This window comes from Streptomyces sp. NPDC001858 (genome assembly GCF_053594615.1).
Genome location: NZ_JBSFEV010000041.1, coordinates 25,904 through 48,465, shown reverse-complemented (window position 1 = coordinate 48,465; position 22,562 = coordinate 25,904). Strand labels below are relative to the sequence as shown.

19 protein-coding genes and 1 pseudogene are annotated in these 22,562 nt (G+C 71.1%); 7 read left to right on the top strand and 13 right to left on the bottom strand.

The features are described from left to right. Positions 1-8 precede the first annotated feature (8 nt). Both ACWCPF_RS37800 and ACWCPF_RS37795 read right to left on the bottom strand, forming a co-directional pair. Positions 9-2,396 carry a bifunctional salicylyl-CoA 5-hydroxylase/oxidoreductase gene (locus ACWCPF_RS37800; protein WP_451049658.1) on the bottom strand — a complete coding sequence of 796 codons (2,388 nt, stop codon included), beginning with the start codon at positions 2,394-2,396 and terminating at the stop codon, positions 9-11. A 2-nt stretch (positions 2,397-2,398) separates the two neighbouring features. Further along, positions 2,399-3,226, bottom strand: a complete 828-nt coding sequence (locus ACWCPF_RS37795) for an enoyl-CoA hydratase family protein (RefSeq protein WP_451049657.1) — start codon at positions 3,224-3,226, stop codon at positions 2,399-2,401. A gap of 339 nt (positions 3,227-3,565) precedes the next feature. Here ACWCPF_RS37795 and ACWCPF_RS37790 point away from each other — a divergent pair, with 339 nt between their 5' ends. Beyond that, on the top strand, positions 3,566-4,027 hold the full coding sequence (locus tag ACWCPF_RS37790) for an ATP-binding protein (RefSeq protein WP_451049675.1): 462 nt from the start codon (positions 3,566-3,568) through the stop codon (positions 4,025-4,027). A 24-nt stretch (positions 4,028-4,051) separates the two neighbouring features. Here ACWCPF_RS37790 and argF read toward each other — a convergent pair whose 3' ends face one another. Next, entirely contained in the window at positions 4,052-5,059 is a 1,008-nt protein-coding gene (gene argF / locus ACWCPF_RS37785; RefSeq protein WP_451049656.1) for an ornithine carbamoyltransferase, read from the bottom strand. A gap of 157 nt (positions 5,060-5,216) precedes the next feature. Continuing rightward, complete coding sequence (locus tag ACWCPF_RS37780; RefSeq protein WP_451049655.1) at positions 5,217-6,440, bottom strand: arginine deiminase; 1,224 nt, start codon at positions 6,438-6,440, stop codon at positions 5,217-5,219. Between the two features lie 234 nt (positions 6,441-6,674). On the opposite strand from ACWCPF_RS37780, the gene ACWCPF_RS37775 reads away from it, so the two are divergent. Further along, complete coding sequence (locus ACWCPF_RS37775) at positions 6,675-7,844, top strand: SPFH domain-containing protein (protein ID WP_451049654.1); 1,170 nt, start codon at positions 6,675-6,677, stop codon at positions 7,842-7,844. Beyond that, on the top strand, positions 7,841-8,758 hold the full coding sequence (locus tag ACWCPF_RS37770) for a hypothetical protein (protein WP_451049653.1): 918 nt from the start codon (positions 7,841-7,843) through the stop codon (positions 8,756-8,758). The genes ACWCPF_RS37775 and ACWCPF_RS37770 overlap by 4 nt, the downstream gene beginning before the upstream one ends. Before the next feature lie 63 nt (positions 8,759-8,821). Here the strand turns inward: ACWCPF_RS37770 and ACWCPF_RS37765 are convergent, their stop codons facing one another. The 4 genes from ACWCPF_RS37765 to ACWCPF_RS37750 all read right to left on the bottom strand — a co-directional run bounded on the left by ACWCPF_RS37765 (position 8,822) and on the right by ACWCPF_RS37750 (position 15,141). Then, positions 8,822-11,380, bottom strand: coding sequence for a polynucleotide kinase-phosphatase (locus ACWCPF_RS37765; RefSeq protein ID WP_451049652.1), 2,559 nt, complete (start codon positions 11,378-11,380; stop codon positions 8,822-8,824). Next, positions 11,377-12,873, bottom strand: coding sequence for a 3' terminal RNA ribose 2'-O-methyltransferase Hen1 (locus ACWCPF_RS37760; protein WP_451049651.1), 1,497 nt, complete (start codon positions 12,871-12,873; stop codon positions 11,377-11,379). Before ACWCPF_RS37760 ends, ACWCPF_RS37765 begins: the two co-directional genes overlap by 4 nt. A 191-nt stretch (positions 12,874-13,064) precedes the next feature. Further along, on the bottom strand, positions 13,065-14,003 hold the full coding sequence (locus tag ACWCPF_RS37755) for a DUF4232 domain-containing protein (protein WP_451049650.1): 939 nt from the start codon (positions 14,001-14,003) through the stop codon (positions 13,065-13,067). A gap of 214 nt (positions 14,004-14,217) precedes the next feature. After that, positions 14,218-15,141, bottom strand: coding sequence for an LLM class F420-dependent oxidoreductase (locus ACWCPF_RS37750; RefSeq protein WP_451049649.1), 924 nt, complete (start codon positions 15,139-15,141; stop codon positions 14,218-14,220). Between the two features lie 243 nt (positions 15,142-15,384). On the opposite strand from ACWCPF_RS37750, the gene ACWCPF_RS37745 reads away from it, so the two are divergent. Next, complete coding sequence (locus tag ACWCPF_RS37745; protein WP_451049648.1) at positions 15,385-15,570, top strand: hypothetical protein; 186 nt, start codon at positions 15,385-15,387, stop codon at positions 15,568-15,570. Positions 15,571-16,036: 466 nt separating this feature from the next. On the opposite strand, the gene ACWCPF_RS37740 is transcribed toward ACWCPF_RS37745, so the two are convergent. From ACWCPF_RS37740 to ACWCPF_RS37720, 5 genes are all read right to left on the bottom strand, one after another. Continuing rightward, positions 16,037-16,516, bottom strand: coding sequence for a DUF6099 family protein (locus ACWCPF_RS37740; protein WP_451049647.1), 480 nt, complete (start codon positions 16,514-16,516; stop codon positions 16,037-16,039). A gap of 247 nt (positions 16,517-16,763) precedes the next feature. Beyond that, positions 16,764-17,093: a nucleotide pyrophosphohydrolase gene (locus ACWCPF_RS37735; RefSeq protein ID WP_319343301.1), complete on the bottom strand. Its 330-nt coding sequence runs from the start codon at positions 17,091-17,093 to the stop codon at positions 16,764-16,766. Beyond that, a complete protein-coding gene (locus tag ACWCPF_RS37730) occupies positions 17,090-18,391 on the bottom strand; it encodes an ATP-binding protein (protein WP_451049646.1) in 1,302 nt (433 codons plus the stop codon). The genes ACWCPF_RS37735 and ACWCPF_RS37730 overlap by 4 nt, the downstream gene beginning before the upstream one ends. 340 nt (positions 18,392-18,731) lie before the next feature. Further along, the gene (locus ACWCPF_RS37725) at positions 18,732-19,127 is read right to left on the bottom strand and encodes a cell division protein SepF (RefSeq protein ID WP_451049645.1); all 396 of its coding nucleotides are present in this window, start codon (positions 19,125-19,127) and stop codon (positions 18,732-18,734) included. 228 nt (positions 19,128-19,355) lie between these two features. After that, entirely contained in the window at positions 19,356-19,877 is a 522-nt protein-coding gene (locus ACWCPF_RS37720) for a YceI family protein (RefSeq protein WP_451049644.1), read from the bottom strand. A 142-nt stretch (positions 19,878-20,019) separates the two neighbouring features. On the opposite strand from ACWCPF_RS37720, the pseudogene ACWCPF_RS37715 reads away from it, so the two are divergent. From ACWCPF_RS37715 to ACWCPF_RS37705, 3 genes and pseudogenes are all read left to right on the top strand, one after another. After that, positions 20,020-20,517, top strand: a pseudogene (locus ACWCPF_RS37715) (MarR family winged helix-turn-helix transcriptional regulator); the annotation flags it as partial. Positions 20,518-20,895: 378 nt separating this feature from the next. Then, on the top strand, positions 20,896-21,501 hold the full coding sequence (locus tag ACWCPF_RS37710; protein ID WP_451049643.1) for an RNA polymerase sigma factor: 606 nt from the start codon (positions 20,896-20,898) through the stop codon (positions 21,499-21,501). Continuing rightward, positions 21,494-22,555, top strand: a complete 1,062-nt coding sequence (locus tag ACWCPF_RS37705) for a hypothetical protein (protein ID WP_451049642.1) — start codon at positions 21,494-21,496, stop codon at positions 22,553-22,555. Before ACWCPF_RS37710 ends, ACWCPF_RS37705 begins: the two co-directional genes overlap by 8 nt. The last annotated feature ends 7 nt before the right edge of the window (positions 22,556-22,562 follow it).

Here is a 22,562-nt window from a genome sequence, read left to right as displayed (position 1 = left end):
CCGTGAGCTCAACTCGTGAGCTTCAGCCGGGGTTTGGGTGCGTCCGTGCGTCCGGCGCGCGGGGGTCGGCTGCCCGCCCGGTAGGGGGCCGGCCAGTCCACGCCCGGGCCGGCATAGCCCTGCTCGGCGGCCGCGTGCAGGGTCCAGTTGGGGTCGTAGAGGTGGGGCCGGGCGAGTGCGCAGAGGTCGGTGCGGCCCGCGAGGATCAGCGAGTTGACGTCGTCCCAGGAGGAGATCGCGCCGACCGCGATCACGGGGACGCCCGCTTCGTGCCGGATGCGGTCCGCGAACGGCGTCTGGTACGAGCGTCCGAAGTCGGGCCGTTCCTCGGCCACCACCTGCCCGGTCGACACGTCGATCGCGTCGGCGCCGTGCTCGGCGAAGGCACGGGCCGTCTCGACGGCGTCGTCGGCCGAAGTCCCGCCCTGTGCCCAGTCGGTGGCCGAGATACGGACGGTCATCGGCCGTTCCGCCGGCCAGACCTCGCGGACGGCGTCGAAGACCTCGAGCGGGAAGCGCAGTCGTCTGTCGAGTGAGCCTCCGTACGCGTCCGTGCGCCGGTTGGTCAGCGGGGAGAGGAATCCGGACAGCAAGTAGCCGTGTGCGCAGTGCAGTTCGAGCAGGTCGAATCCGCAGCGGGCGGCGCGGGCGGCTGCGGTCGTGAACTGTTCACGCAGGTCGGTGAGTTGGGCTCGGCCGAGTTCGCGGGGCAGCTGGCTGTCCGGCTTGTAACGGAGTGGGGAGGCTGCCACGAGCGGCCAGTTGCCGTCGGGCAGGGGTTCGTCCATGCCCTCCCACATCAGCTTCGTGGAGCCCTTGCGCCCGGAGTGGCCGAGCTGGACACCGATCGCGGCGCCCGGTGCCTTCTCGTGCACGAAGTCGGTGATCCGCCGCCAGCCGTCGGCCTGCCGGGCGGTGTAGAGGCCGGTGCAGCCGGGGGTGATGCGTCCCTCGGGGGACACGCACACCATCTCGGTCATCACGAGTCCGGCCCCGCCGAGGGCGCGGGCGCCGAGGTGGACGAGGTGGAAGTCGCCGGGGAAGCCGTCCACCGCGGAGTACATGTCCATGGGCGAGACGACGACGCGATTGCGCAGGGTCAGCCCGCGCAGCCGGAACGGCGTGAACATCGGGGGCGTCCCGGGCGGGCAGCCGAACTCCCGCTCCACGGCCTCGGTGAAGTGCGGGTCGCGCAGCCGGAGGTTGTCGTGCGTGACGCGGCGGCTGCGGGTGAGCAGGTTGAAGGCGAACCGTCGGGGCGGTTGATCGAGGTAGAGGCCGAGGTTCTCGAACCACTCCAGGCTGGCGCGGGCGGCCCGCTGGGTGGAGGCGACGACGGGCCTGCGCTCCTCCTCGTAGGCGGTCAACGCCGCTGGGAGATCGGGGTGTTCCTCCAGGCAGGCGGCCAGCGCGAGCGCGTCCTCGACGGCGAGCTTGGTGCCGGAGCCGATGGAGAAGTGAGCGGTGTGCGCGGCGTCGCCGAGCAGGACGATGTTGTCGTGGGACCAACGCTCGTTGACGACCGTGCGGAACGTGGTCCAGGTGGAGTTGTTGGTCTTGAGGGAACGTCCGCCGAGCGCGTCCGCGAAGATCTTGGCGCAGCGCTCGACCGACTCCCGCTCGTCGAGTTCATCGAAACCGGTTGCCCGCCAGACGTCTTCGCGCATCTCGACGATCACCGTGGAGGCGTCGGCGGAATAGGGGTAACCGTGCAGCTGCATCACGCCGTGCTGGGTCTCGGCGATCTCGAAACGGAAGGCGTCGAAGGCGAAGTCGGCGGCGAGCCAGATGTAACGGCAGCGGTGGCTGACCACATGGGGCCGGAAAACGTGCGCGTACGCCTCACGGGTGGTGCTGTGCACGCCGTCCGCGGCGATGACGAGGTCGTACTCCTCCGCCAGCCAGGCGGGGTACGGCGCCTCCATGTGGAAGCGCAGGTCGACGCCGAGGGAGCGGCAGCGTTCGTGCAGGATCTCCAGGAGCCTGCGCCGGCCCAGGGCGGCGAAGCCGTGTCCGCCGGAGGTGTGGCGGGTGCCTCGGTGGACGATGTCGATGTCGTCCCAGCGGACGAAGTCCTGTCGGAGAGCGGCGTAGACGACCGGGTCGGCGTGTTCGATGCCGCCCAGGGTCTCGTCGGAGAGGACCACGCCGAAGCCGAAGGTGTCGTCGGGAGCGTTGCGTTCCCACAGCGTTACTTCTCGGGACGGGTCGAGTCGTTTGAGCAGCGCCGCCGCGTACAGGCCGCCGGGGCCGCCGCCGATGATCGCGACTCGTAGGGGGCGGCTGGCCGCTGGAGGCGGCTGCGGCTGCGGCTGCGGCTGCGGCTGCGTTGTGGCCGGTCGCGCCGCGCTGCCGGGCCGCGGATCGGCAGCGTCCGGCGTCCCTCGGGTCGGCATGTTCACCGCCCCCGCCACTTGGGAGGTCGTTTTTCCGTGAAAGCCGCGTGGAACTCGGCGTAGTCCTCGCCGTTCATGAGCAGCGCCTGGGTGGAGGCGTCCATTTCGATCGCTGCCGCCAGCGGCATGTCGAGTTCGGCGGTCAGCAACGCCTTCGTCTGGGCGTACGCCAGTGCGGGGCCGTCGGCCAGGCGGCGGGCCAGTTCCTGTGCGCGCTCGTCGGCCCGGCCCTCCTCCGTCAGCTCGCTGATCAGGCCGATCCGCTCGGCCTCGGGGGCGCGGACGGGTTCGCCGAGCATGAGCAGCCGGGTGGCGTGGCCGAGGCCGACGACCCGCGGCAGGAGGTAGGCGGCGCCCATGTCGCCGCCGGAGAGGCCGACGCGGGTGAAGAGGAAGGCGAAGCGGGCGCTGGGGTCGGCGACCCGGAAGTCCGCGGCCAGGGCGAGGACCGCGCCGGCGCCCGCCGCGACTCCGTGCACGGCCGCGATCACCGGGAACGGGCACTCCCGTACGGCCCGCACGACCTGGCCGGTCATCCGGTTGAAGTCGAGAAGCTGGGCGGTGTCCATGCCGAGGGTGGCGCCGATGATCTCGTCGACGTCTCCGCCGGAGCAGAAGCCGCGGCCTTCGCCGGACAGCACCAGGGCGCGGACCGACCGCTCCCGGGACAGCTCGGCGAGCAGGTCGCGGAGGTCGGCGTAGGCGCCGAAGGTGAGGGCGTTGAGTTTCTCGGGACGGGCCAGCGTGACGGTGGCGATGCCGTCGGCCTGCTCGACGCGCAGGTGGCGCCAGTCGGAGGTGCGGGCGGCGGAGCCGGTGAAGGGACTCATCAGGGCGGCCTCCTCGACAGTCACCTTCGAAGTTATCACCCTCCTGTGACTGTCGTCATGAGTGCGCGATAGTCCGGCCGGGCAAAATCGCCGTGTAACCGCTTGCCCTCGCATGTCATGTCACCGCAGGCCACGTGCTCGTCACACACGTCACCGGTCGTCAATAACGCGGTAACAACGGGATCAGGTGCGCGAGTGGAACCGTTCAGCCGGGTAAGCCATCCGGTAGCGGGACCGAAGGTCCTGTGCGGCACCCACTGAGCGCCTTGCCGGAGGCCGCCGTACCATTCCTAAAGCTGAAAGCAGGACCGCCTGATGTCGATCACAGGAACCTGCGCCATGAACGGACTCGCCTTGCACGAACGCCCCTCCGATTCGGCCGCCTCCTGGCGTATCGCACTGCCGCACTCCGCCGCGGCCGTGCCGGTGGCGCGCGCTCTGGTCCGTACGGCGCTGGCCGAGCTGAAGCACGGGGCGGACAGCGACACCGCGGAGCTGCTCACCGCCGAGCTGGTGGCGAACGCCGTGGAGCACACCACCGGGGACGCGCCGATAGAGCTGGTGGTGGAGCTGCAGCCGAGCGGCTGCCAGGTCGAGGTGCACGACCCCGACCCGGTGCCCCCCGGCGACCTCACCCGGCCGTCCGGCGAGGAGCCCGACCCCTGGCAGGAGCACGGGCGCGGGCTGCTGCTGATCCGCGCTCTCAGCTCGTCCTGCGGGCACCGGCCCACGGAACAGGGCAAGGCGGTGTGGTTCAGGCTGACCGCGGTTCCACCGCAGTGGCGTCCGCGTTCGTTGTGAGAACGGTTTCCGGCCGGAGCGCGGTCAGGCGAGGGTGGCGACCAGTACAGCCTTGATCGTGTGCAGACGGTTCTCCGCCTCGTCGAAGACGACCGAGTGGGCCGACTCGAAGACCTCGTCCGTCACTTCCAGCGAGTCCAGACCGTGGCGCTCGTGGATCTCCCGGCCGACCTTGGTGTCGAGGTCGTGGAAGGCCGGGAGGCAGTGCATGAACTTGACCTCAGGGTTTCCGGTGGCGCGCAGGACGTCCATGGTCACGGCGTAGGGGCCGAGGGCGGCGATCCGCTCGTCCCAGACCTCCTTGGGCTCGCCCATGGAGACCCACACGTCGGTGGCGACGAAGTCGACGCCCAGCACGCCCTCCGCCAGCGACTCGGTGAGCGTGACCCGGGCCCCGCTGGTCGCGGCGAGCTCGCGGGCCCGGTCGACGACCTCCTGAGCGGGCCAGTAGGACTTCGGGGCGACGATCCGGACGTCCATACCGAGCAGGGCGCCGGTGACCAGGTAGGAGTTGCCCATGTTGAAGCGGGCGTCGCCGAGATAGGCGAAAGCGATGTCCGTAAGCGGTTTCTCGCAATGCTCGACCATGGTCAGCACGTCGGCGAGCATCTGGGTGGGGTGCCAGTCGTCGGTGAGACCGTTGAAGACGGGGACGCCCGCGTGCGCGGCGAGCTCCTCGACCTTGCGCTGGCTGTCCCCGCGGTACTCGATGCCGTCGTACATCCGCCCCAGCACGCGCGCGGTGTCCTTCACGGACTCCTTGTGGCCGATCTGCGAGCCGGAGGGGTCGAGGTACGTGGTGGAGGCGCCCTGGTCGGCGGCGGCGACCTCGAAGGCGCAGCGGGTGCGCGTCGAGGTCTTCTCGAAGATCAGCGCGATGTTCTTCCGGCTCAGGTGCTGGACCTCGGTCCCGGCCTTCTTGGCGGCCTTCAGCTCGGCGGCCAGTTCGATCAGGCCGCGGAACTCCTCTCCGGTGAAGTCCAGCTCCTTGAGGAAGTGGCGGCCGGCGAGGGCGGTCGGGACTGTCGCCATGGGGGCGCTCCAGAAGTGCGGTGACGAAATGCAGTGCGAGGTGACCGTGACTGCAGTGACAGGGACCCTCGGAAGTCTATACGAGACTCGGCATTTTTATACAGACGCATGTGCGCAAGCCGCCCGTACGTACTGACACCCCTTCGCACCTCCTCGCCTAGACGGCGCTCCGCTCGACCGGACAGCTCATACAGCGCGGCCCGCCACGCCCCCGGCCGAGCTCGCTGCCCGGGATCTCGATCACCTCGACGCCCTGTTTGCGCAGGTGGGTGTTGGTGGTGACATTGCGCTCGTAAGCGATGACGACACCCGGCTCCACGGCGAGGACGTTGCATCCGTCGTCCCACTGTTCCCGCTCGGCCGCATGGACGTCCTGGGTGGCCGTGAGCACCCGGATCTCGCTGAGGCCGAGCGCGGCGGCGATCGCCCGGTGCATGTGCTCCGGCGGATGATCGGTGACCTTCAGCTCCTTCTCGCCGACACCCGGCTCGATGGTGTACGAGCGGAGCATGCCGAGGCCCGCGTACTGGGTGAAGACGTCGGCGTCGACCATCGTCATCACGGTGTCGAGGTGCATGAAGGCGCGCCGCTTGGGCATGTCGAGGGCCACGATGCTCTGGGCGGAGCCCGCGTCGAACAGCTTGTGGGCGAGCATCTCGACGGCCTGCGGGGTGGTGCGCTCGCTCATGCCGATCAGCACGGCGCCGTTGCCGATGACGAGGACGTCGCCGCCCTCGATGGTGGACGGATAGTCGGACTGCCCCTCCGACCACACGCGGAACGTTTCACCGCGGAAGAGGGGATGGTGCCGGTAGATCGCCTCGAAGTGGACGGTCTCGCGCTGCCGGGCCGGCCAGCGCATGGCGTTGATGGCGACGCCGTCGTAGATCCAGGCGGAGGTGTCGCGGGTGAAGAGGTGGTTGGGGAGGGGGTCGAGGAGGAAGTCGTCGAGGTCCATGACATGGAAGCGCACGGAGGTCGGCTCGGGATGCGCTTCCAGAAACTCCCGCTTGGTCATGCCGCCGACGAGGGCCTCCACCAACTCCGGGGCGGGGAGGGTCTCGAAGGCGGCGCGCAGGTGGTCGGTGGCCAGTACGCCGTACTCCTTCTCGTCGAAGACCCGGTCCAGGACGAGCGCTCGGGCCACCGGGATCTCCAGGGCCTCGGTGAGCAGATCGCCGAACAGGTGGACCGCGACGCCGCGGTCGCGCAGCACGTCGGCGAATCCGTCGTGCTCGGCGCGCGCCCGGCGCACCCACAGCACGTCGTCGAAGAGAAGGGCGTCCTTGTTACTGGGGGTGAGCCTTTTGAGCTCGAGATCCGGCCGGTGCAGGATGACGCGGCGCAGCCGCCCGGCCTCGGAGTCGACATGGAATCCCATGTCTCCATCCTGACCATCGAAGACCGCATTCACCCGCTGTCGGACCGTTTCCGCACAGCCTTGTTTCCGAGCGCGTTTCCGAGCTCTGTTCCCGAGCCTGTTCCCGAACCTGTTTCCGAGCCCGTCTCCGGGCCGACCCACTCCCCCTTCTCGTCCTCTTGACGACAAGGGGGCTTCTGACTATCGTCTTCTTATCGTCGTAGTGACGAAAAATGGTAGCGAGGGGGCCCTTTCATGGCCGACATCACCCGGCGCCTGGGCTGGCGCCATCTGCGCGGTGCACCGACGGCGCACGTGCGCCACCACCGCTCGGGCAAGCTGGTGCACGACGGCCCGGGGCTGAGCTTCTGGTTCCGCTCGCTGAGCGCCGCGCTCTCCGAAGTGCCGGTGGACGACCGCGAGTTGGCCATGACCTTCCACGCCCGCACGGTCGACTTCCAGGATGTGACGGTGCAGGCGACCGTGACCTACCGGATCAGCGATCCGGCCGTGGCCGCCGCCCGCCTCGACTTCTCCGTCGACCCGGACACCGGGGTGTGGCGCAGCGCTCCCCTGGAGCAGCTCGCCACCCTGCTCACCGAGACGGCACAGCAGCACGCGCTGGACGTCCTCGCGCGTACGTCGCTGTCGTCCGCGCTGGTGGACGGTGTGACGGCGGTCCGGGAAAGGGTGGCGGCGGGGTTGGCGGCGGAGCCGCGGCTGCCGTCCACCGGCATCGAGATCGTCGCCGTCCGGGTCGTCGCACTGCGTCCGGAGCCGGAGGTGGAGCGGGCGCTGCGCACGCCGGCCCGCGAGCAGATCCAGCAGGAGGCCGACCGGGCGACGTACGAGCGGCGGGCGGTGGCGGTCGAGCGGGAGCGGACGATCGCCGAGAACGAACTGGCCAGCAAGATCGAACTGGCCCGCCGAGAGGAGCAGTTGGTCGAGCAGCGCGGTACGAACACCCGTCGTGAGGCGGAGGAGAGCGCCGCCGCGGACAAGGTGCGGGCCGAGGCGGAGGCGAGTCGCAGCGTGCGGCTCGCGGAGGCCGAGGCCGCGCGGGCGGTGAAGCTGGCGGAGGCGGAGGCCTCGAAGCAGGTGCGGCTGGGGGACGCCGAGGCCCAGCGCACGGAGCGGCTGGCCCAGGCCGAGGCGGCCCGTACGGTCCGGCTCGCGGAGGCCGAGGCGGCGCGTACGGTCCGGCTCGCCCGTGCCGAGGCCGAGGCGGCGCGCGAGGTCGGCGAGGCGCGGGCCCAGGCGCAGGCGGCCTGGCTGCGGGTGCACGGGGACGTCGACGTGGCGACCCTGCACGCGCTCACCGGGACGCGCCTCGCGGAGAACCTGCCGCACATCGACAGCGTGACGATCTCGCCGGACGTCCTGACCGGGCTGCTGTCGAGGCTCGGCGGCGGGGAACGGGAATGAGTCTCGCCCCGCGGGCCGTGCTGGTCCATCGCACCACGGAGTACGAGGAGTTGGTGGCCCGGCACGGCACGCACGGCCAGGCCGCCTTCTTCCTCTCCTCGCGGGGCCGGGACATCGAGGAGATCGCAGGGCGCCACCGGCGCACGAGGCGGGCGCTGGCCGAGGTGACGGCGGCCATTCCGCTGACCTGGCGTCAGACCAGGCTGGAGCGGGCAGACTTGGACCGTTTCCTCTTCGCGCCCGAGGACGTGGTCGTCGTGGTCGGCCAGGACGGACTCGTGGCGAACGTCGCCAAGTACCTTGCCGGACAGCCGGTGGTGGGCATCGACACGGACCCCGGCCGCAATCCGGGCGTGCTGGTCCGTCATCGGCCGGGGGACGCCCGGGTGCTTCTGCCCTCCGTGCTCGCGGCCGGCACCGGCATGACCGAGCTGACCATGGTCGAGGCGGTCGCCGACGACACGCAGCGGCTGCTGGCCCTCAACGAGATCTATCTGGGCGCCCCCGGCCACCAGACCGCCCGCTACCGTCTGGGCCTCGACGACGACAGGGGTGCCGTCGAGGCCCAGGCATCCTCCGGGGTGCTGGTGGGCACGGGGACGGGGGCGACCGGCTGGATCCGGTCGGTGTGGCAGGAGCGGGGCGGCGCCGCCGGGGGCGACGGCGGGCTGCGGCTGCCGGGCCCGACGGAGGAACGGCTGGTGTGGTTCGTGCGGGAGGCGTGGCCGTCGCCCGCGACCGGCACCTCGCTGGTCGCGGGCGAGCTGGCGGCCGGCGGGCGGCTGACCCTCACCGTCGAGTCGGAGCGGCTCATCGCCTTCGGGGACGGAATCGAGAGCGACGCGGTGGAGCTGACCTGGGGGCAGACGGTGCGGGTGGGGAGGGCGGGGACGGCACTGCGGCTGGCCGGCTGAGCCGCAGCGCCGTCCCCGCCTGACGGGACCGGTACGGACAACGGGTAACGGGACTGGTACCGGTTACAACCTGGGGTCGACCGGTTCCGACTCCAGGGCCAGCACGCCGAACACCGCCTCGTGGACCCGCCACAGCGGCTCGCCCTCCGCCAGCCGGGCCAGCGCCTCCAGACCGAGCGTGTACTCGCGGATCGCGAGCGAGCGCTTGTGGTTGAGGAAGCGGCCGCGCAGACGGGTGAGGTTGTCGGGGCGGGTGTACTCCGGGCCGTAGATGATCCGGAGGTACTCGCGGCCCCGGCACTTGATGCCCGGCTGGACCAGACGGCCCTCCTCGCTGCGGACCAGCGCGCCCAGCGGCTTGACGACCATGCCCTCGCCGCCCCGGCCGGTCATCTCCAGCCACCAGTCGACACCGGCCTGGATCGACTCGGGGTCGGCCGTGTCGACGTACAGCCGACGGGTGGTCTGCAGCAGGCCGGTCGGGTCGTGCTCCACCAGCCTGTCGAGCAGGGCCAGTTGGCCGTCGTGGGGCAGGTCCGCGAGGCTGCGGCCCTGGACCGCGAGGATCTGGAACGGGGCCAGGCGAACGCCGTCCAGGCCGTCCGTGGTCCAGCAGTAGCGCCGGTAGGCCTCGGTGAACGCCGTTGCCGCGTCGGCCCGTTCGCGCTGGCGCGCGAGCAGGTCGGTCACGTCGACGCCACGGTCGGCCGCGCCCTGAAGTGCGGCCAGTGCGCCCGGGAACACCGCCCCGGACGCGGCGCCGACGGCCGCGTACTGCGTGCGCAGCAGACCGGCGGCCTTGAGCGACCACGGCATCAGCTCGGCGTCCAACAGCAGCCAGTCCGTGTCGAGTTCGTCCCAGAGACCGGCCTCGCCGACCGCTGCGCGCACTCGGCCGAGGATCTCCTCCGTCACCGACTCGTCGTCGAAGAACGGGCGGCCGGTGCGGGTGTAGAGGGAGCCGGTCGGACCGTCCACGCCGAACCGCTTACGCGCTGTTTCCGCGTCGCGGCAGACCAGGGCCACCGCGCGCGAGCCCATGTGCTTCTCCTCGCACACGACCCGTGCGACACCGTCCGCGGCGTACTGTGCGAACGCCTCCGCCGGGTGCTCCAGGTAGCCCTCGACGTGCGAAGTGGCCGTGGGGGCCATCGTCGGCGGGAGGTACGGCAGCAGGCGCGGGTCCACCGCGAAGCGGCTCATCACCTCCAGGGCCGCGGCCGCGTTCTCCTCGCGGATCGAGACGCGGTTCTGTCCCTCGTAACGGGTTTCGACGATGCGTCGGCCGTTGACGTCCGCCAGGTCCAGCGGACGGCCGTCGTGTCCGCCCGGCGCCTCCGCCTTCAGCGGCCGCGCCGGCTCGTACCAGACCTGCTCCGCCGGTACGTCGACGAGCTCGCGCTCCGGCCAGCGCAGCGCGGTCAGCTTGCCGCCGAAGACGGCGCCGGTGTCGAGGCAGATGGTGTTGTTCAGCCAGGTGGCCTCGGGGACCGGAGTGTGGCCGTAGACGACGGCCGCCCGGCCCCGGTAGTCCTCCGCCCACGGGTAGCGCACCGGCAGGCCGAACTCGTCGGTCTCGCCCGTGGTGTCGCCGTAGAGCGCGTGCGAGCGGACCCGGCCGGAGGTGCGGCCGTGGTACTTCTCCGGCAGACCGGCGTGGCAGACCACCAGCTTGCCGCCGTCGAGGACGTAGTGGCTGACCAGAGAGTCGATGAACTCCCGCACCTCGGCGCGGAACTCATCGCTCTCCGTCTCCATCTGCTCGATGGTCTCGGCAAGGCCGTGCGTGTGCTGGACCTTGCGGCCCTTGAGGTGACGGCCGTATTTGTTCTCGTGGTTGCCGGGGACGCAGAGGGCGCTGCCGGACCTGACCATCGACATCACGCGGCGCAGGACGCCCGGGCTGTCCGGACCCCGGTCGACCAGGTCGCCGACGAAGACGGCCTGACGGCCCTCCGGGTGCACGCCGTCGGCATAGCCCAACTTGCCGAGCAGGGACTCCAGTTCGATGGCGCAGCCGTGGATGTCGCCGATGATGTCGAAGGGGCCGGTGAGGTGGGTCAGGTCGTTGAAGCGCTTCTCGGTGACGATCGAGGCGTTCTCGACGTCCTCGACGCCCCGCAGGACGTGCACCTTGCGGAAGCCCTCGCGCTCCAAGTGGCGAAGGGAGCGGCGGAGTTCGCGGGTGTGGCGCTGGATGACCCGGCGGGGCATGTCGGCGCGATCGCTGCGGCCGGCGTTGCGTTCGGCGCACACCTCCTCCGGCACGTCGAGCACGATGGCGATGGGCAGCACGTCGTGACTCTTCGCCAGGTCGACGAGTTGACGGCGGGCGTCCTGCTGCACGCTGGTGGCGTCGACCACCGTGCGCCGACCGGCCGCGAGCCGCTTGCCCGCGATGTAGTGCAGGACGTCGAAGGCGTCGCGGGTCGCGCTCTGGTCGTTCTCGTCGTCGGAGACCAGACCTCGGCAGAAGTCGGAGGAGATGACCTCGGTGGGCTTGAAGTGCCGGCGAGCGAAGGTGGACTTGCCGGACCCGGACGCGCCGATGAGCACGACGAGGGAGAGGTCGGTGACGGGCAGCACTCGGCCCTGCTTCATGGAAACCTGATTCTCGGTCATGCTGCCTTCGCCTCCTTCTCGTTCGCGGACTTCGTGGGCTTCGCGGAATCCGTGGCCTGCATCCGGAAGACGGCCATCTGGGTGGGCGGGCCGACCTCCGGGTCGTCGAGGCCCACGGGGACGAACTCGACGTCGTAGCCGTGCCGTTCGGCCACCTTGGACGCCCAGGCGCGGAACTCCTCGCGGGTCCACTCGAAGCGGTGGTCGCCGTGCCGGACGTGGCCCGCCGGGAGGGTCTCCCAGCGCACGTTGTACTCGACGTTCGGGGTCGTCACGAGGACGGTCCTCGGGCGGGCCGAGCCGAACACCGCGTACTCCAGGGCGGGCAGCCGCGGCAGGTCGACGTGTTCGACGACCTCGCTGAGGACGGCGGCGTCGTAGCCCTTGAGACGGGTGTCGGTGTAGGCCAGCGAGCCCTGGAAGAGCTGGACGCGGGAGGCCTGCCGCTCCCCCATGCGGTCCAGCTTCAGGCGGCGGGAGGCGATGGTGAGCGCGCGCATCGAGACGTCGACGCCGACGATCTCGGTGAAGCGCGGGTCCTTCAGCAGCGCCTGCACCAACTGGCCCTGGCCGCAGCCGAGGTCGAGGACGCGGGCGGCTCCGGACTCGGTCAGCGCGGTGACGATCGCCTCACGGCGCAGCACGGCCAGCGGGGTCGGGCGCTCCTCCGTCTCGGCCTCCGCCGCGACCGCGTTGTCGATCTCCTCGACCTCGCTGTCGTCGGCCTCGGCGAGCCGGACGAGCTCCAGCCGCTCCATGGCCTGCCGGGTCAGCGACCAGCGGCGGGACAGGTAACGGCTTGTGATCAGTTTCTGCTGGGGGTGGTCGGGCAGCCAGCCCTCGCCGGCGCGCAGCAGCTTGTCGACCTCGTCGGAGGAGACCCAGTAGTGCTTGGCGTCGTCGAGGACGGGCAGCAGGACGTACAGGTGGCGCAGGGCCTCGGCGAGAGTGAGCGTCTGCGACTCCAGGACCAGGCTCACGTACCGCGAGTCGCCCCACTCGGGGAACTCCGTGTCCAGGGCGACCGGTTCGGCGCTCACCGTCCAGCCGAGCGGCTCGAAGAGGGCGCGTACGAGGTCGGGTCCGCCGCGGGCGGGCAGTGCGGGCACTTCCACGCGCAACGGCCTTGCCTGTGCGGGGAGTTCGGGCTTCGCCGCGCACACTCCGCGCATCGCGCTGGAGAAGACGCCGCTGAGCGCGACCGCGAGCAGCGAGGAAGCCGCGTACGGGCGGTCGTTGACGTACTGGGCGAGGGCGGCGTCGGGAGCGCCGCCGCGGCCCTTGCCCTTGCCGCGCCGGACCAGCGCCACGGCATCCACCTCCAGCAACAGCGCCGCCGTGCAGCGCTCGGCATCGGCCTCGGGGTAGACGACGTGCGCCCGGCCGTACGAGGTGGAGAACGCCTGCGATTTGTCGGGATGCTTGTGCAGCAGGAAGCCCAGGTCGGTCGCGGGGCGTTCGGGGGTGCCTGTGGTGCTGATCGTCAGGAACACGGTGGTTGCCTCGAAAGGTTCGGAAGGAGCGAAAGCGCTGGTAGTGCGCTCGCGCGCCTCTCCAACGTACCGAGAAACAGTGCGCGGGGACGCGGGATTTTTTTCCTGGCTGCCGTGCCGACTGCCGTGCCGACTCCCGTGCCTCTGTTGTGCCACTGCCCGTGCGGCCGCCGTAACACTACGGCGGTTACCTACTGATCCGCCCGTTTCCACGCGCCTACGCCCAGCTTCCCGGTGGTGCCGAGGTCGAGGTGGGGAGTGACGATGACGGGTGCGGCGCCGGACTTCGCGCGGACGCGGACGTACGGGACGGTAACGGTGTCGAGACCGGCTTCGGTGGTGTTACGCCAGATCAGGCCGGAGACAGCGGTTTCACCGGGTTTCAGGGTGAGCGGGCTGGGCGGGTCGTCGTAACCGGTTCCGGTGGAAATGCTGTCGCCGCCGTGGAGGATCTGCACGCCATCGACCGGGCGTTGGTCCTCGTCGAGGAGGCTCAGTTGTGGGTAGCCGTCGAGGGAGTAGTTCGTCTTGCCGCAGTTCTCCAGGTGCAGTCCGACGACCCGCAGGCCCATCGCCGCGTCGCCGTCGTCGGCCGTGAGGCGGATCCCGGACGACGGGCAGACGTCCGCGTCGGCCGGCGCCTCGGCCGCGGGGACCTTGGTCACCTCGGCGACCTTGGCCGTCGTCACCGGGGAGGCGCCCGGCGCGAGCCCGCCCAGCTCGACGGTTCCCCGCACGGTCCTGCCCGGTCCGACCGCTCGCACGGTCTCACGCTCGCTGCTCATGACCTCGCCGCTGCCGGTCGTGAAGGTGAAGAGCACGGTGTAGGTCAGCGACTCCGAGCCGTCGTTGGTGATCTCGTAGACGGCGGAGATGCCGGAGTCGCCCGAGCCCGTGGGCAGGCGGTCCGCGTGGACGAGGCCCGGGGAACGGGACGGGGTGGAAGCGGGGGTCGGGGAGGCGGTGGGGATGGTGATCGAGGTGATCCGTACGCCGTCCACCGGTGGGTCGGTGACCAGGGTTCGGCGCGCCGCGGACGCCGTTGACTCGGTGGACGCCGCGCCGACTCCACCGGTCGTGTCCGCGCGTTCCGTTCCGCAGGCCGTCGCCACCGAGGCGAGGAGCAGCACGGCGGCGACGGCAGTGACGGCTGGGAGGACGGGGCGGGCAGGGCGGACAGTGCGGACAGGGCCGAAACCATGGCCATGGGAGCTGCGCATCCGGCCAGCTCATCAGGGCTCGGACGGGCCGGCTGTGACGGAAGCCATACCTCCGGTCACAGCCGTGTCACAGAACCGGGGTGCTCCGTCGGCACGGCCTCGCCTCCGGGACACCGGACTCGCCTCAGGACAGTTGTGCCTGTACCTGGGTCGAGATCAGTTCCAGGTGGTCCAGGTCGTGCAGGTCGAGGAGCTGGAGGTAGATCCGCTCGGAGCCGATTTCGGCGTAGCGGCCGATCTTGTCGACGACCTCGGCGGGGGAACCGGCCAGCCCGTTGGTCCTGAGCTCGTCGACCTCGCGGCCGATCGTGGCGGCGCGCCGGGCGATCTCCTGGTCGTCCTTGCCGACGCAGACGACGAGGGCGTTGGAGAGGGTGATCGCGTCGGCTTCGCGGCCGATCTCCGCTGCTGCGGCCCGCACCCGGCCGAACTGGCGTTCGCTGTCCTCGACCGAGCCGAACGGCATGTTGAACTCGTCGGCGAACCGGGCGGCCAGTCGCGGTGTGCGGGTCGCGCCGTTGCCGCCGATCAGCACCGGGATCTTCGCCTGCGCGGGCTTGGGCAGCGCGGGCGAGTCGGTGAGGTCGTAGTACGACCCGTGGAAGTCGAAGGTCTTGCCGAGCTCCGTGGCCCACAGGCCCGTGACGATCTCCAGCTGCTCCTCCAGGCGGCCCATCTTCTCCTTCGGGAAGGGGATGCCGTATGCCGTGTGTTCCTCCTCGAACCAGCCTGCGCCCAGGCCGAGTTCGACGCGTCCGCCGGACATCTGGTCCACCTGCGCGACCTGGATGGCGAGGACGCCGGGCAGCCGGAAGGTGCCGGCCGTCATCAGCGTGCCGAGGCGTATGCGCTTGGTCTCGCGGGCGAGGCCGGCGAGCGTGATCCAGGCGTCGGTGGGGCCCGGGAGGCCGCTGACGTCGCCCATCTTCAGATAGTGGTCAGACCGGAAGAAGGCGTCGAACCCGAGGTCCTCGGTGGCCCTGGCCACGGTGAGGAGGGTGTCATAGGTCGCCCCCTGCTGGGGCTCGGTGAAGATACGCAGATCCATGTCTCCATCCTGCATGCCGTGCGCCCCGTCAACCCCATCGGTCCCCTGGCCCCCGCGCCTCCCCGGTCGGGTGAAAAAGGCGTAGGCCGTGCGTGGGGGGTTGCCCGGGCCAGTGACCCGCCCTCGCGGTGATCGTTGGCCGGGGCGGAGCCGGACCGCCCGGCGCCCGTGCCCGGCTGGTCAGCGCCGGGACGTCACCCGCATCGGCCCTCCGCACGGGGGGCCAGGGCCGAGGAGGCCGTCATGTCCGAAGAGACCGTGCCGCAGCAGGGCGGGGCCACCGCAGCCCAGCCGAAGGGGTTGTTGCAGCAGATGGAGGAGCTGATGGCGGCGTTGAACGCGGATCTGTCGGCGCTGGATGCGGATTTCCAGTCGAACGGAAGCGGAGTTCTTCAGCGAACGCCAAGAAAAGAGGGCAACGCCATCTGACGCCCCCCGCGCTCAGCCCCCGGATCCCTTTCCCGGCCCCGGGTCCCTTCCCGGCCCCTGGGCCCCGCGCCGGGCTCCCGGCTCCCGGCTCCCGGCTCCCGGCTACCGGCTACCGGCTACCGGCTACCGGCTACCGGCTCCCCGCCGTCGGCCACCGGCCCCGCCCTTCGGACAGCGGCCCGGGCCCCGGGGTGCGGCCCCGGACCCGAGGCCCGCCTGCCGCCCCCGGACCTCAGGCCGCCGGTGGCCGAGGCGCCCGGCCTCCGGGCCCCGCACCCCCTGGCCCCGCGAGCTCAGCCCGTCAGCCACCGAGACCCCGCCGCCTGCCTCCCGACCCGCGCCTCAGTCCCGCCGACCCGCAGCACGCGGCACACGGCCCGTGCCTAAGCCTCGCTCCGAGCGTCAGCCTCGCTCCGGGCTTCAGCCTCACTCCGGGCTTCAGCCGCGCTCCGAGCGTCAGTTCGGCTTATCTCTCCGGTAAAGCGGCCTCTCTCTGTTCTCGTTCCTCTCTTGCGGTCAGTTTGCGGAGCATTTCCAGGACGCGGTCTCTGGATTCGTCGGCCGCGTCGATGGCCTCCATGCACTGCCAGTACCGGCTCTGGTCGTCCGCCGAGCTGGCCAGGCCGACCAGGGCGATGCCCACCTCGCCCAGCAGACCGCCCAGGTCGATGAGGGCGCGGCGGGCGTCGTCCAACTCGGTGAGCTGGGCGGCGAGGAGGTCCGTGGGGTCGAGGTCCGGCGCGCCCAGCACACCGCAGCCTCGGCCCGCCAGTTCGGTCAGTCCCAGTGCCTCGCCCCGCAGTTCGGGCGGGCCCGAGACGGCGAGGCGACTGCCGATCGCCTGCGCCAGGGCCTGCGCCTGCCACACCTCCGTGAGTATCTCCGTCGCCTGGCTGCTGCCCGCGAGCGCGCGCCTGCTCGTCAGGATGAGCCGCACCGCGTCCATGCGCCGCCCCCGTCTGTCCCGACGTGCTGCTCGCACGTCCGCCCGAACACCCTTGTTCACTACCCAGAGTGAGGGTCTGTGGGGCGAAAAGCCAGAGGAAGACCGAAATCTGTGGACAACAAATCGATTTCGGTCCGCCTATTGACTCCGGAGAGTGAAAACGGATCGTCCGACTCCTGAACGATTACTCCTGAACGATTGCTCCTGAACGACGACCCCTGAACGACGGCCCCTGAACGACGTGCCGCTATGGCGCCGGGAATCTGCGCTCGTTGCGGTCGATCTTCGCGTCGAGCGCCGCCAGCGGATCGATCCCTAGCACCTCGCACAGTTGCAGCAGATACGCGAGCACGTCGGCGACCTCGTCCGTCACCCGGTGCGCGGTGTCGGGGTCGTCCATGACCCGGGCCGACTCCTCCGGCGTCAACCACTGGAAGATCTCGACCAGTTCGGACGCCTCCACGCTCAACGCGGCGACGAGGTTCTTGGGCGTGTGGAAGGGCTGCCAGTTCCGCGCGGCGGCGAACTCGGCCAGTCTGCGCTGCAGCTTCGCCACATCGAGGTGTTGTTCTGTCACGACCCCAGGTGTACCACCGTCACTCCGTCCGTCCGGGCTGCGAAGGAGCCGTCGCTGACCGCGCCGACGCAGCGGATGTGGCCGCGCTCGGCCATCCGGACCGCCAGGCGCAGCAGTTCGGCGTGCTGCGTCGCGTCCAGGCCCCGGTCGAGGCCGTCCGCGAGCAGGGTGAGGGTCTGCATCGCGGCGGGCACCTCGCCGGCCGGGTCCACGTCGAGGACGCCCGGGCCGGTGAGCAGCACCAACGCGAGGGCTACGTAGCGCAGTTCGCCGTATCCCAGCCGGGCGAGTTCCGTGCGGGAGCCGTCGGCCCGGTGGAGCAGCGCGCGGACCGTGCCGTCGGTCAGCGGCTCGGCACGCAGGTCCACGACCGGGCCGGCGGGCCGGGCGGATCCGCCGGAGCCGGCGGACAGCGCGGCGACCAGTTGCGCGTGCCGCCGTCCGCACTCCTCGCGGGTGCGCCAGAGCACGTCGGCGAGGTTGTCGCAGCCGGCGAGCAGTCGGCCGGAGCCGGTGGGGACGGGGGCGCCCATCCAGTCGGGCTGCGGATCGCAGCTGAACACGGACCGCAGGGCGACGACCATCTGCTCGGCGGCGGCGAGCACCTGCCGCTGTCCGTCGGTCTTGCCGGCCACGCGCAGCGGCAGCAGCGCGGTGCCGAGCCGGTCGTCGGGGAGCGGAGCGCGGGTCACCGGGGAGGTGCCGCCCGTGTGCCAGGCGGCCTGCACCGAGCGCCGCCCGGGATCGCGCAGGGCCGTCTCCAGCAGCACGACGCCTCCGGCGCTGAGCCGCTCTCCGACGATGCGCAGCTCGGGTTCGGCCTGTACGGCGACGTCGAGCCGGACCGGGCCGCCGGGTCCGTCCGCGGTGCACCCGATGCGGAACCCGCGGCGGCGCTGGGCGTCGGGCCGCGCGCTCTGGGGCACGCATGCGACCGGATCGGCGAAGACCTCACCGAGCGTGGCCCCGCCCCCGAGCCGCGCCAACGCCTCGTACGCCCGCAGCGCGCTGCTCTTGCCGCTCCCGCTGGCCCCGACGAACAGTGTGACGGCGCCCAGGGGGAACCGGGCCCGCAGGTGCGCGGCGAAGGCGGAGAGGCGTAGTTCGGTGACGCAGGGGCGGAGGTATCGCACCTGCGCGGGCGTCGCGCGGGGCCCGTCGGCCGCGGGTGAGGTCCGTTGTTCCTCCACGGAGGCCGCCTGCGCGGGCACGGTGGGCGAGGCGTCCCCGGGCGGAGCGCCGTCGGGCGTGGCGGGGGGTTGGGGTAAGGGCGCGGAAGAGGCGAACGGCGAGGGCATATCCGGACCGTAGGACTCCGCCGCCAGCCGAACCGTTCCGCCCGGGCAAGCTTCCTACGATCGGGCGACCAGGACGAGCCGGCCCCTTGGCCAACGGATCACCGAGAGCCGTCCGCGACGCACGGACGACGGCGTACGGACCACGACGCAGGGACGACAGCGAGCGGACGACGGCGAGCAGACGGCAATGGGGCGACCCACGATGGGCCAGCCCACCACGAGCCGACCCGCTATCCCCCCGGCCCCGGCAAACCGGTCACCCCGTCACAGCCAACCGCAATCAACCTGCAACCCGCCGCACCGCCCCCGGGGGGGGCGCTTCGCTCGCCGCACCGCCGTCTCAGACCCGCGGAGCCCCCGCCCCCTCCATGATCCCGCTCACCTCGGTGCCCGGTGGGGTCAGCAGGAAGACGTTGCGGTCGACCCGGTGCATGCCGCTGGCCAGGCCGAAGACGACCCCGGTGGAGAAGTCCAGGACCCGCTTGGCGGTGTCGGTCTCCGCGCCTGTCAGGTCGAGCAGCACCGGGATGCCCGCCATCAGCGTCTCGGCGACCTCGCGGGCGTCCGCGAAGACGTTGACCCGCAGCACGACGAAGCGGCGCCGGGTCTCGGTCTCGTGGTCGGGCAGCGAACGGTGGTCCACCGCCGACGGCCACGCGTCCCGGCCGCGCAACGGAACTACCTGAGCGAGCCCTTCCCACTGTTCATCGGTGACGTCGTAACGGTTCACCGGCACCCCCCGAACTGACTCGCCTTCAATGCCTGCACCGGCCAATTCTTACGCCAAGTCACCCGTTCGGCCCAACAGCGACACGGACCGCCACCGCTTCGGATATCGCGCAGTCTCCTCCTACCCCCGCCACAACCGACCGAAAGCCGGCCCCGGGGGTGTCGGTCGGCGACGGACCATGACGTCCGTTCGAAGTGAACGACGGGCGGTCAACGCGCTCGCCGTGACCGCACGTCAGGCGGTCGGGGCGGTGCGTGTGAAGCGGAGTGTGGTCGTGACCGTGGTCAGGCCGCGGATCATGCCCAGTTGGTTCCAGCCGAGGCCGAACTCGTCGCGGTCCACGGTGAATTCGGCGTCCAGGGTGACCGCGTCGGAGTCCGCCTGGCTCAGTCGCGCGGTGAAGGACTGCGGTCGGCTGATGCCGCGCACGGTCAGCTGACCGGACACCTTCACGGCCTTGTCGGCGCCGAGTTCGGCGGCGCGCACGGCAAACGTGATCTCGGGGTGGTTGTCGACGTCGAAGAATTCCGCGCCGCGCAGATGCGTGTCCCGCTTGGCGTTCTTCGTGTCGAGGGAGGCCGCGTCCAGGGTCAGGGTGCCGGTGGCGGCCCCGTCGGCCCCCACCTCGCCCGCGCCGCCGACGCCGGTGAAGACGCCCTTGACGGTGACCAGGCCCCACATCGTCTTGTGCTTCAGGGCGACGGTCGAGGCGCCCGCGTCGAGCTTCCACAGTCCGGTTTCGACGGCGACGGTCATGGCGGTTCTCCTTGGTGATGGCGTGATCAATGGTCCAAATTTGGACGACACTGCTGAAGGGCCACGCTAACCGGTAATCCAAATCTGGACAACCAGATCTCGCAAGGTCATACAAATTTGGACTACGCATACACTCGGAGCTATGGCAGACCCCACTGACACCCCCGTCGAGCTGCCCCCTTGCCCGTCCGCGCAGGGTGCGGGCGCCGGCCTGCTGCCACCGGAGCTGCGCGGCTGGATGCTGCTGCTGGCCGCCACGGGGGCGGTGGAGCAGCGGCTGCGTGCGGTGGTCAAGGAGCGGCTCGACGTCTCGCACGACGAGTTCCTCATCCTGTGCCTGCTGGCGGAGCAGCCCCGGGAGGGCCTGCGCATGACCCGCGTCGCGGAGTTGCTGGGCCGCCCCAAGACCCGTCTGACCTACCAGATCGCCTGCCTTCAGCACGCTGGTCTCGTCACCCGCAAGTCGGTCTGCGGCGACAAGCGCGGTGTCGAGGTCGCCCTCACGGACAAGGCCCGCCGTCTGCTGCGGGAGGCCTCCGGCGTGCTCGCCGAGACGGTCACCGAGGCGCTGGCCCACGTCATGGGCCCCGAGCAGTGCGCCGCCCTGAGCGGTCTGCTGCCGGGCGCGACCACGAAGACGGAACCCGATGCGGTCCCGGAACCCGATGCGGGTGCGGAGCCCGATCCGGGCCCGAAGCCCCATGCGGGTGCGGAGCCCCATGCGGGTGCGGAGCCCCATGCGGGTGCGGAGCCCCATGCGGGTACGGAGCCCCATGCGGGTGCGGAGCCCGAACCGCAGCCGGGGTCCCAGCCACTGCACCAGCCGCAGCCCGCCGCCTTCGACTGACCGACCGACTCCCTTGACCGGCCAACTCCCGTGACCGGCCGACTCCGTGTCCCGTCCCGTCCCGCCCGTCCCGCCCGTCCCTCCCGTGAACCCTTTCGATGGCTGCGGGTAATGAGGGGTGTCACCCCGTCTGCAGGGTGACACCCCATCGACGGCAGACACGGAGACCGTGTGACCAGCCCACCCGCCAGACCCGATGACGACGCCCGCCTCATCGCCGATTCCCTGGACCGACCCGAGCTCTTCGGCGAGCTCTACCGGCGCCACGCGGCGGTGATCCACCGGTACGCGGCCCGCCGACTGGGCGATGAGGCGGCCCAGGACATCACCGCCGACACGTTCCTGAGCGCGTTCCGCATGCGCAAGCACTACGACCTCGATCGGCCCGACGCCCGTCCCTGGCTGTACGGCATCGCCGCGAACCTCATCGGCAAGCAGCGCCGTGCCGAGGTACGGGCCCTCAGGGCGCTCGCCCGCACCGGCATCGACCCGGTGGCGGCCTCCTGGACCGACCGAAGCGACAGCCGGGTCGCCGCGCACGCGGTCCAGGGCCCGCTGGCCGGGGCGCTCGCCGGACTGTCCCGGGGCGACCGGGACGTCCTGCTGCTGATCGCCTGGGCGGACCTCGGCTACCAGGAGGTCGCCGAGGCGCTGTCCATCCCGGTGGGCACGGTGCGCTCGCGCCTGAACCGGGCCCGCAAGAAGGTCCGCCACGCCCTCGGCGGAGTCGACCCCACCCTCGTACACGACGTCGCGGAGATGATCGGCCATGGATGAGATGACGGCGGTCCGGTCCCTGCGGGCCGACGCCCCTGTACCCGACCACGCGCGGCTCACCCCCGCCCGGCAGCGGCTGCTGGACGAGATCGCCCAGCCGCGGCACTCCCGCATCGGCTTCCTCAGCGGCCCGCGCACCGGACCCCGCACCGGCCGGCGGCTCAAGATCCTGGGCGCGGTCACCGCGGTGGTGGCCGCGGCGACCCTGTCCACGCTGGTCCTGCCACCGGACCACGCCACGCCGGCGAAGCCCGCGCCCGCGCCCTCCACCCGGTCGGACCAGTGGGTGTATCAGCACGTCCAGGAGGACGGTTGGTCGTGTGGTGTCGACGGGAGCACCGGGATGTTCAGCGAAGTCGGCGTGGCGATGCTGTCGCAGCGCCCCGGGCAGCCCTGCACCCCCACGCCGACGAAGCGTCTGGACGACAGCAACCGGTGGATCCGCTACGACGGCCGCGAGTTCGTGTTGCCGCGTTCCGGCACGCACCCGGTCGACCCCGACGACGTCCAAGTGAATATCACGGCCGATGGCTCCTCCAATGAGATGCTCGCGCCCCAGGACATGAACGCGCTCGTGGCCGCGCTCCCCGACGACCCCGACGCCGCCCTGCGGATGATCCTGAAGAAGTCCATCCCCGACCGGTGGGCCCACGCCTGGCGCGTGACGCAGGCACAGCGTGACTTCACCGAGGTCCTGGAGGTCCTCTCCGGAAGCACCGTCCTGCCGCCCGACAAGGCACACACGATCTACCGGATCATCATGGGCATGGACGGGGTGACCAAGCCGGTCGAGGTGAAGGACGGCCTGGGCCGGACCGTCATCGCCGTCGGCATCGACGGCAACTTCCTCGACTACTCCTTCGAGCGCAACGGCGTCCAGGTCCTGCTGGATCCGGAGACCTACGCCTACCGGGGCGTGCGGTGGGTGGCCGGCCTGGACTACTACGTGGGCGGCAAGGCCTCCGGCGGACCGTTCGTCGCGAAGGGCACGGTGATCAAAACGGCGACCCGCGTCTCCACAAAGATCGTCGACGCGGCAGGCGACCGCAGCTGATCACAGG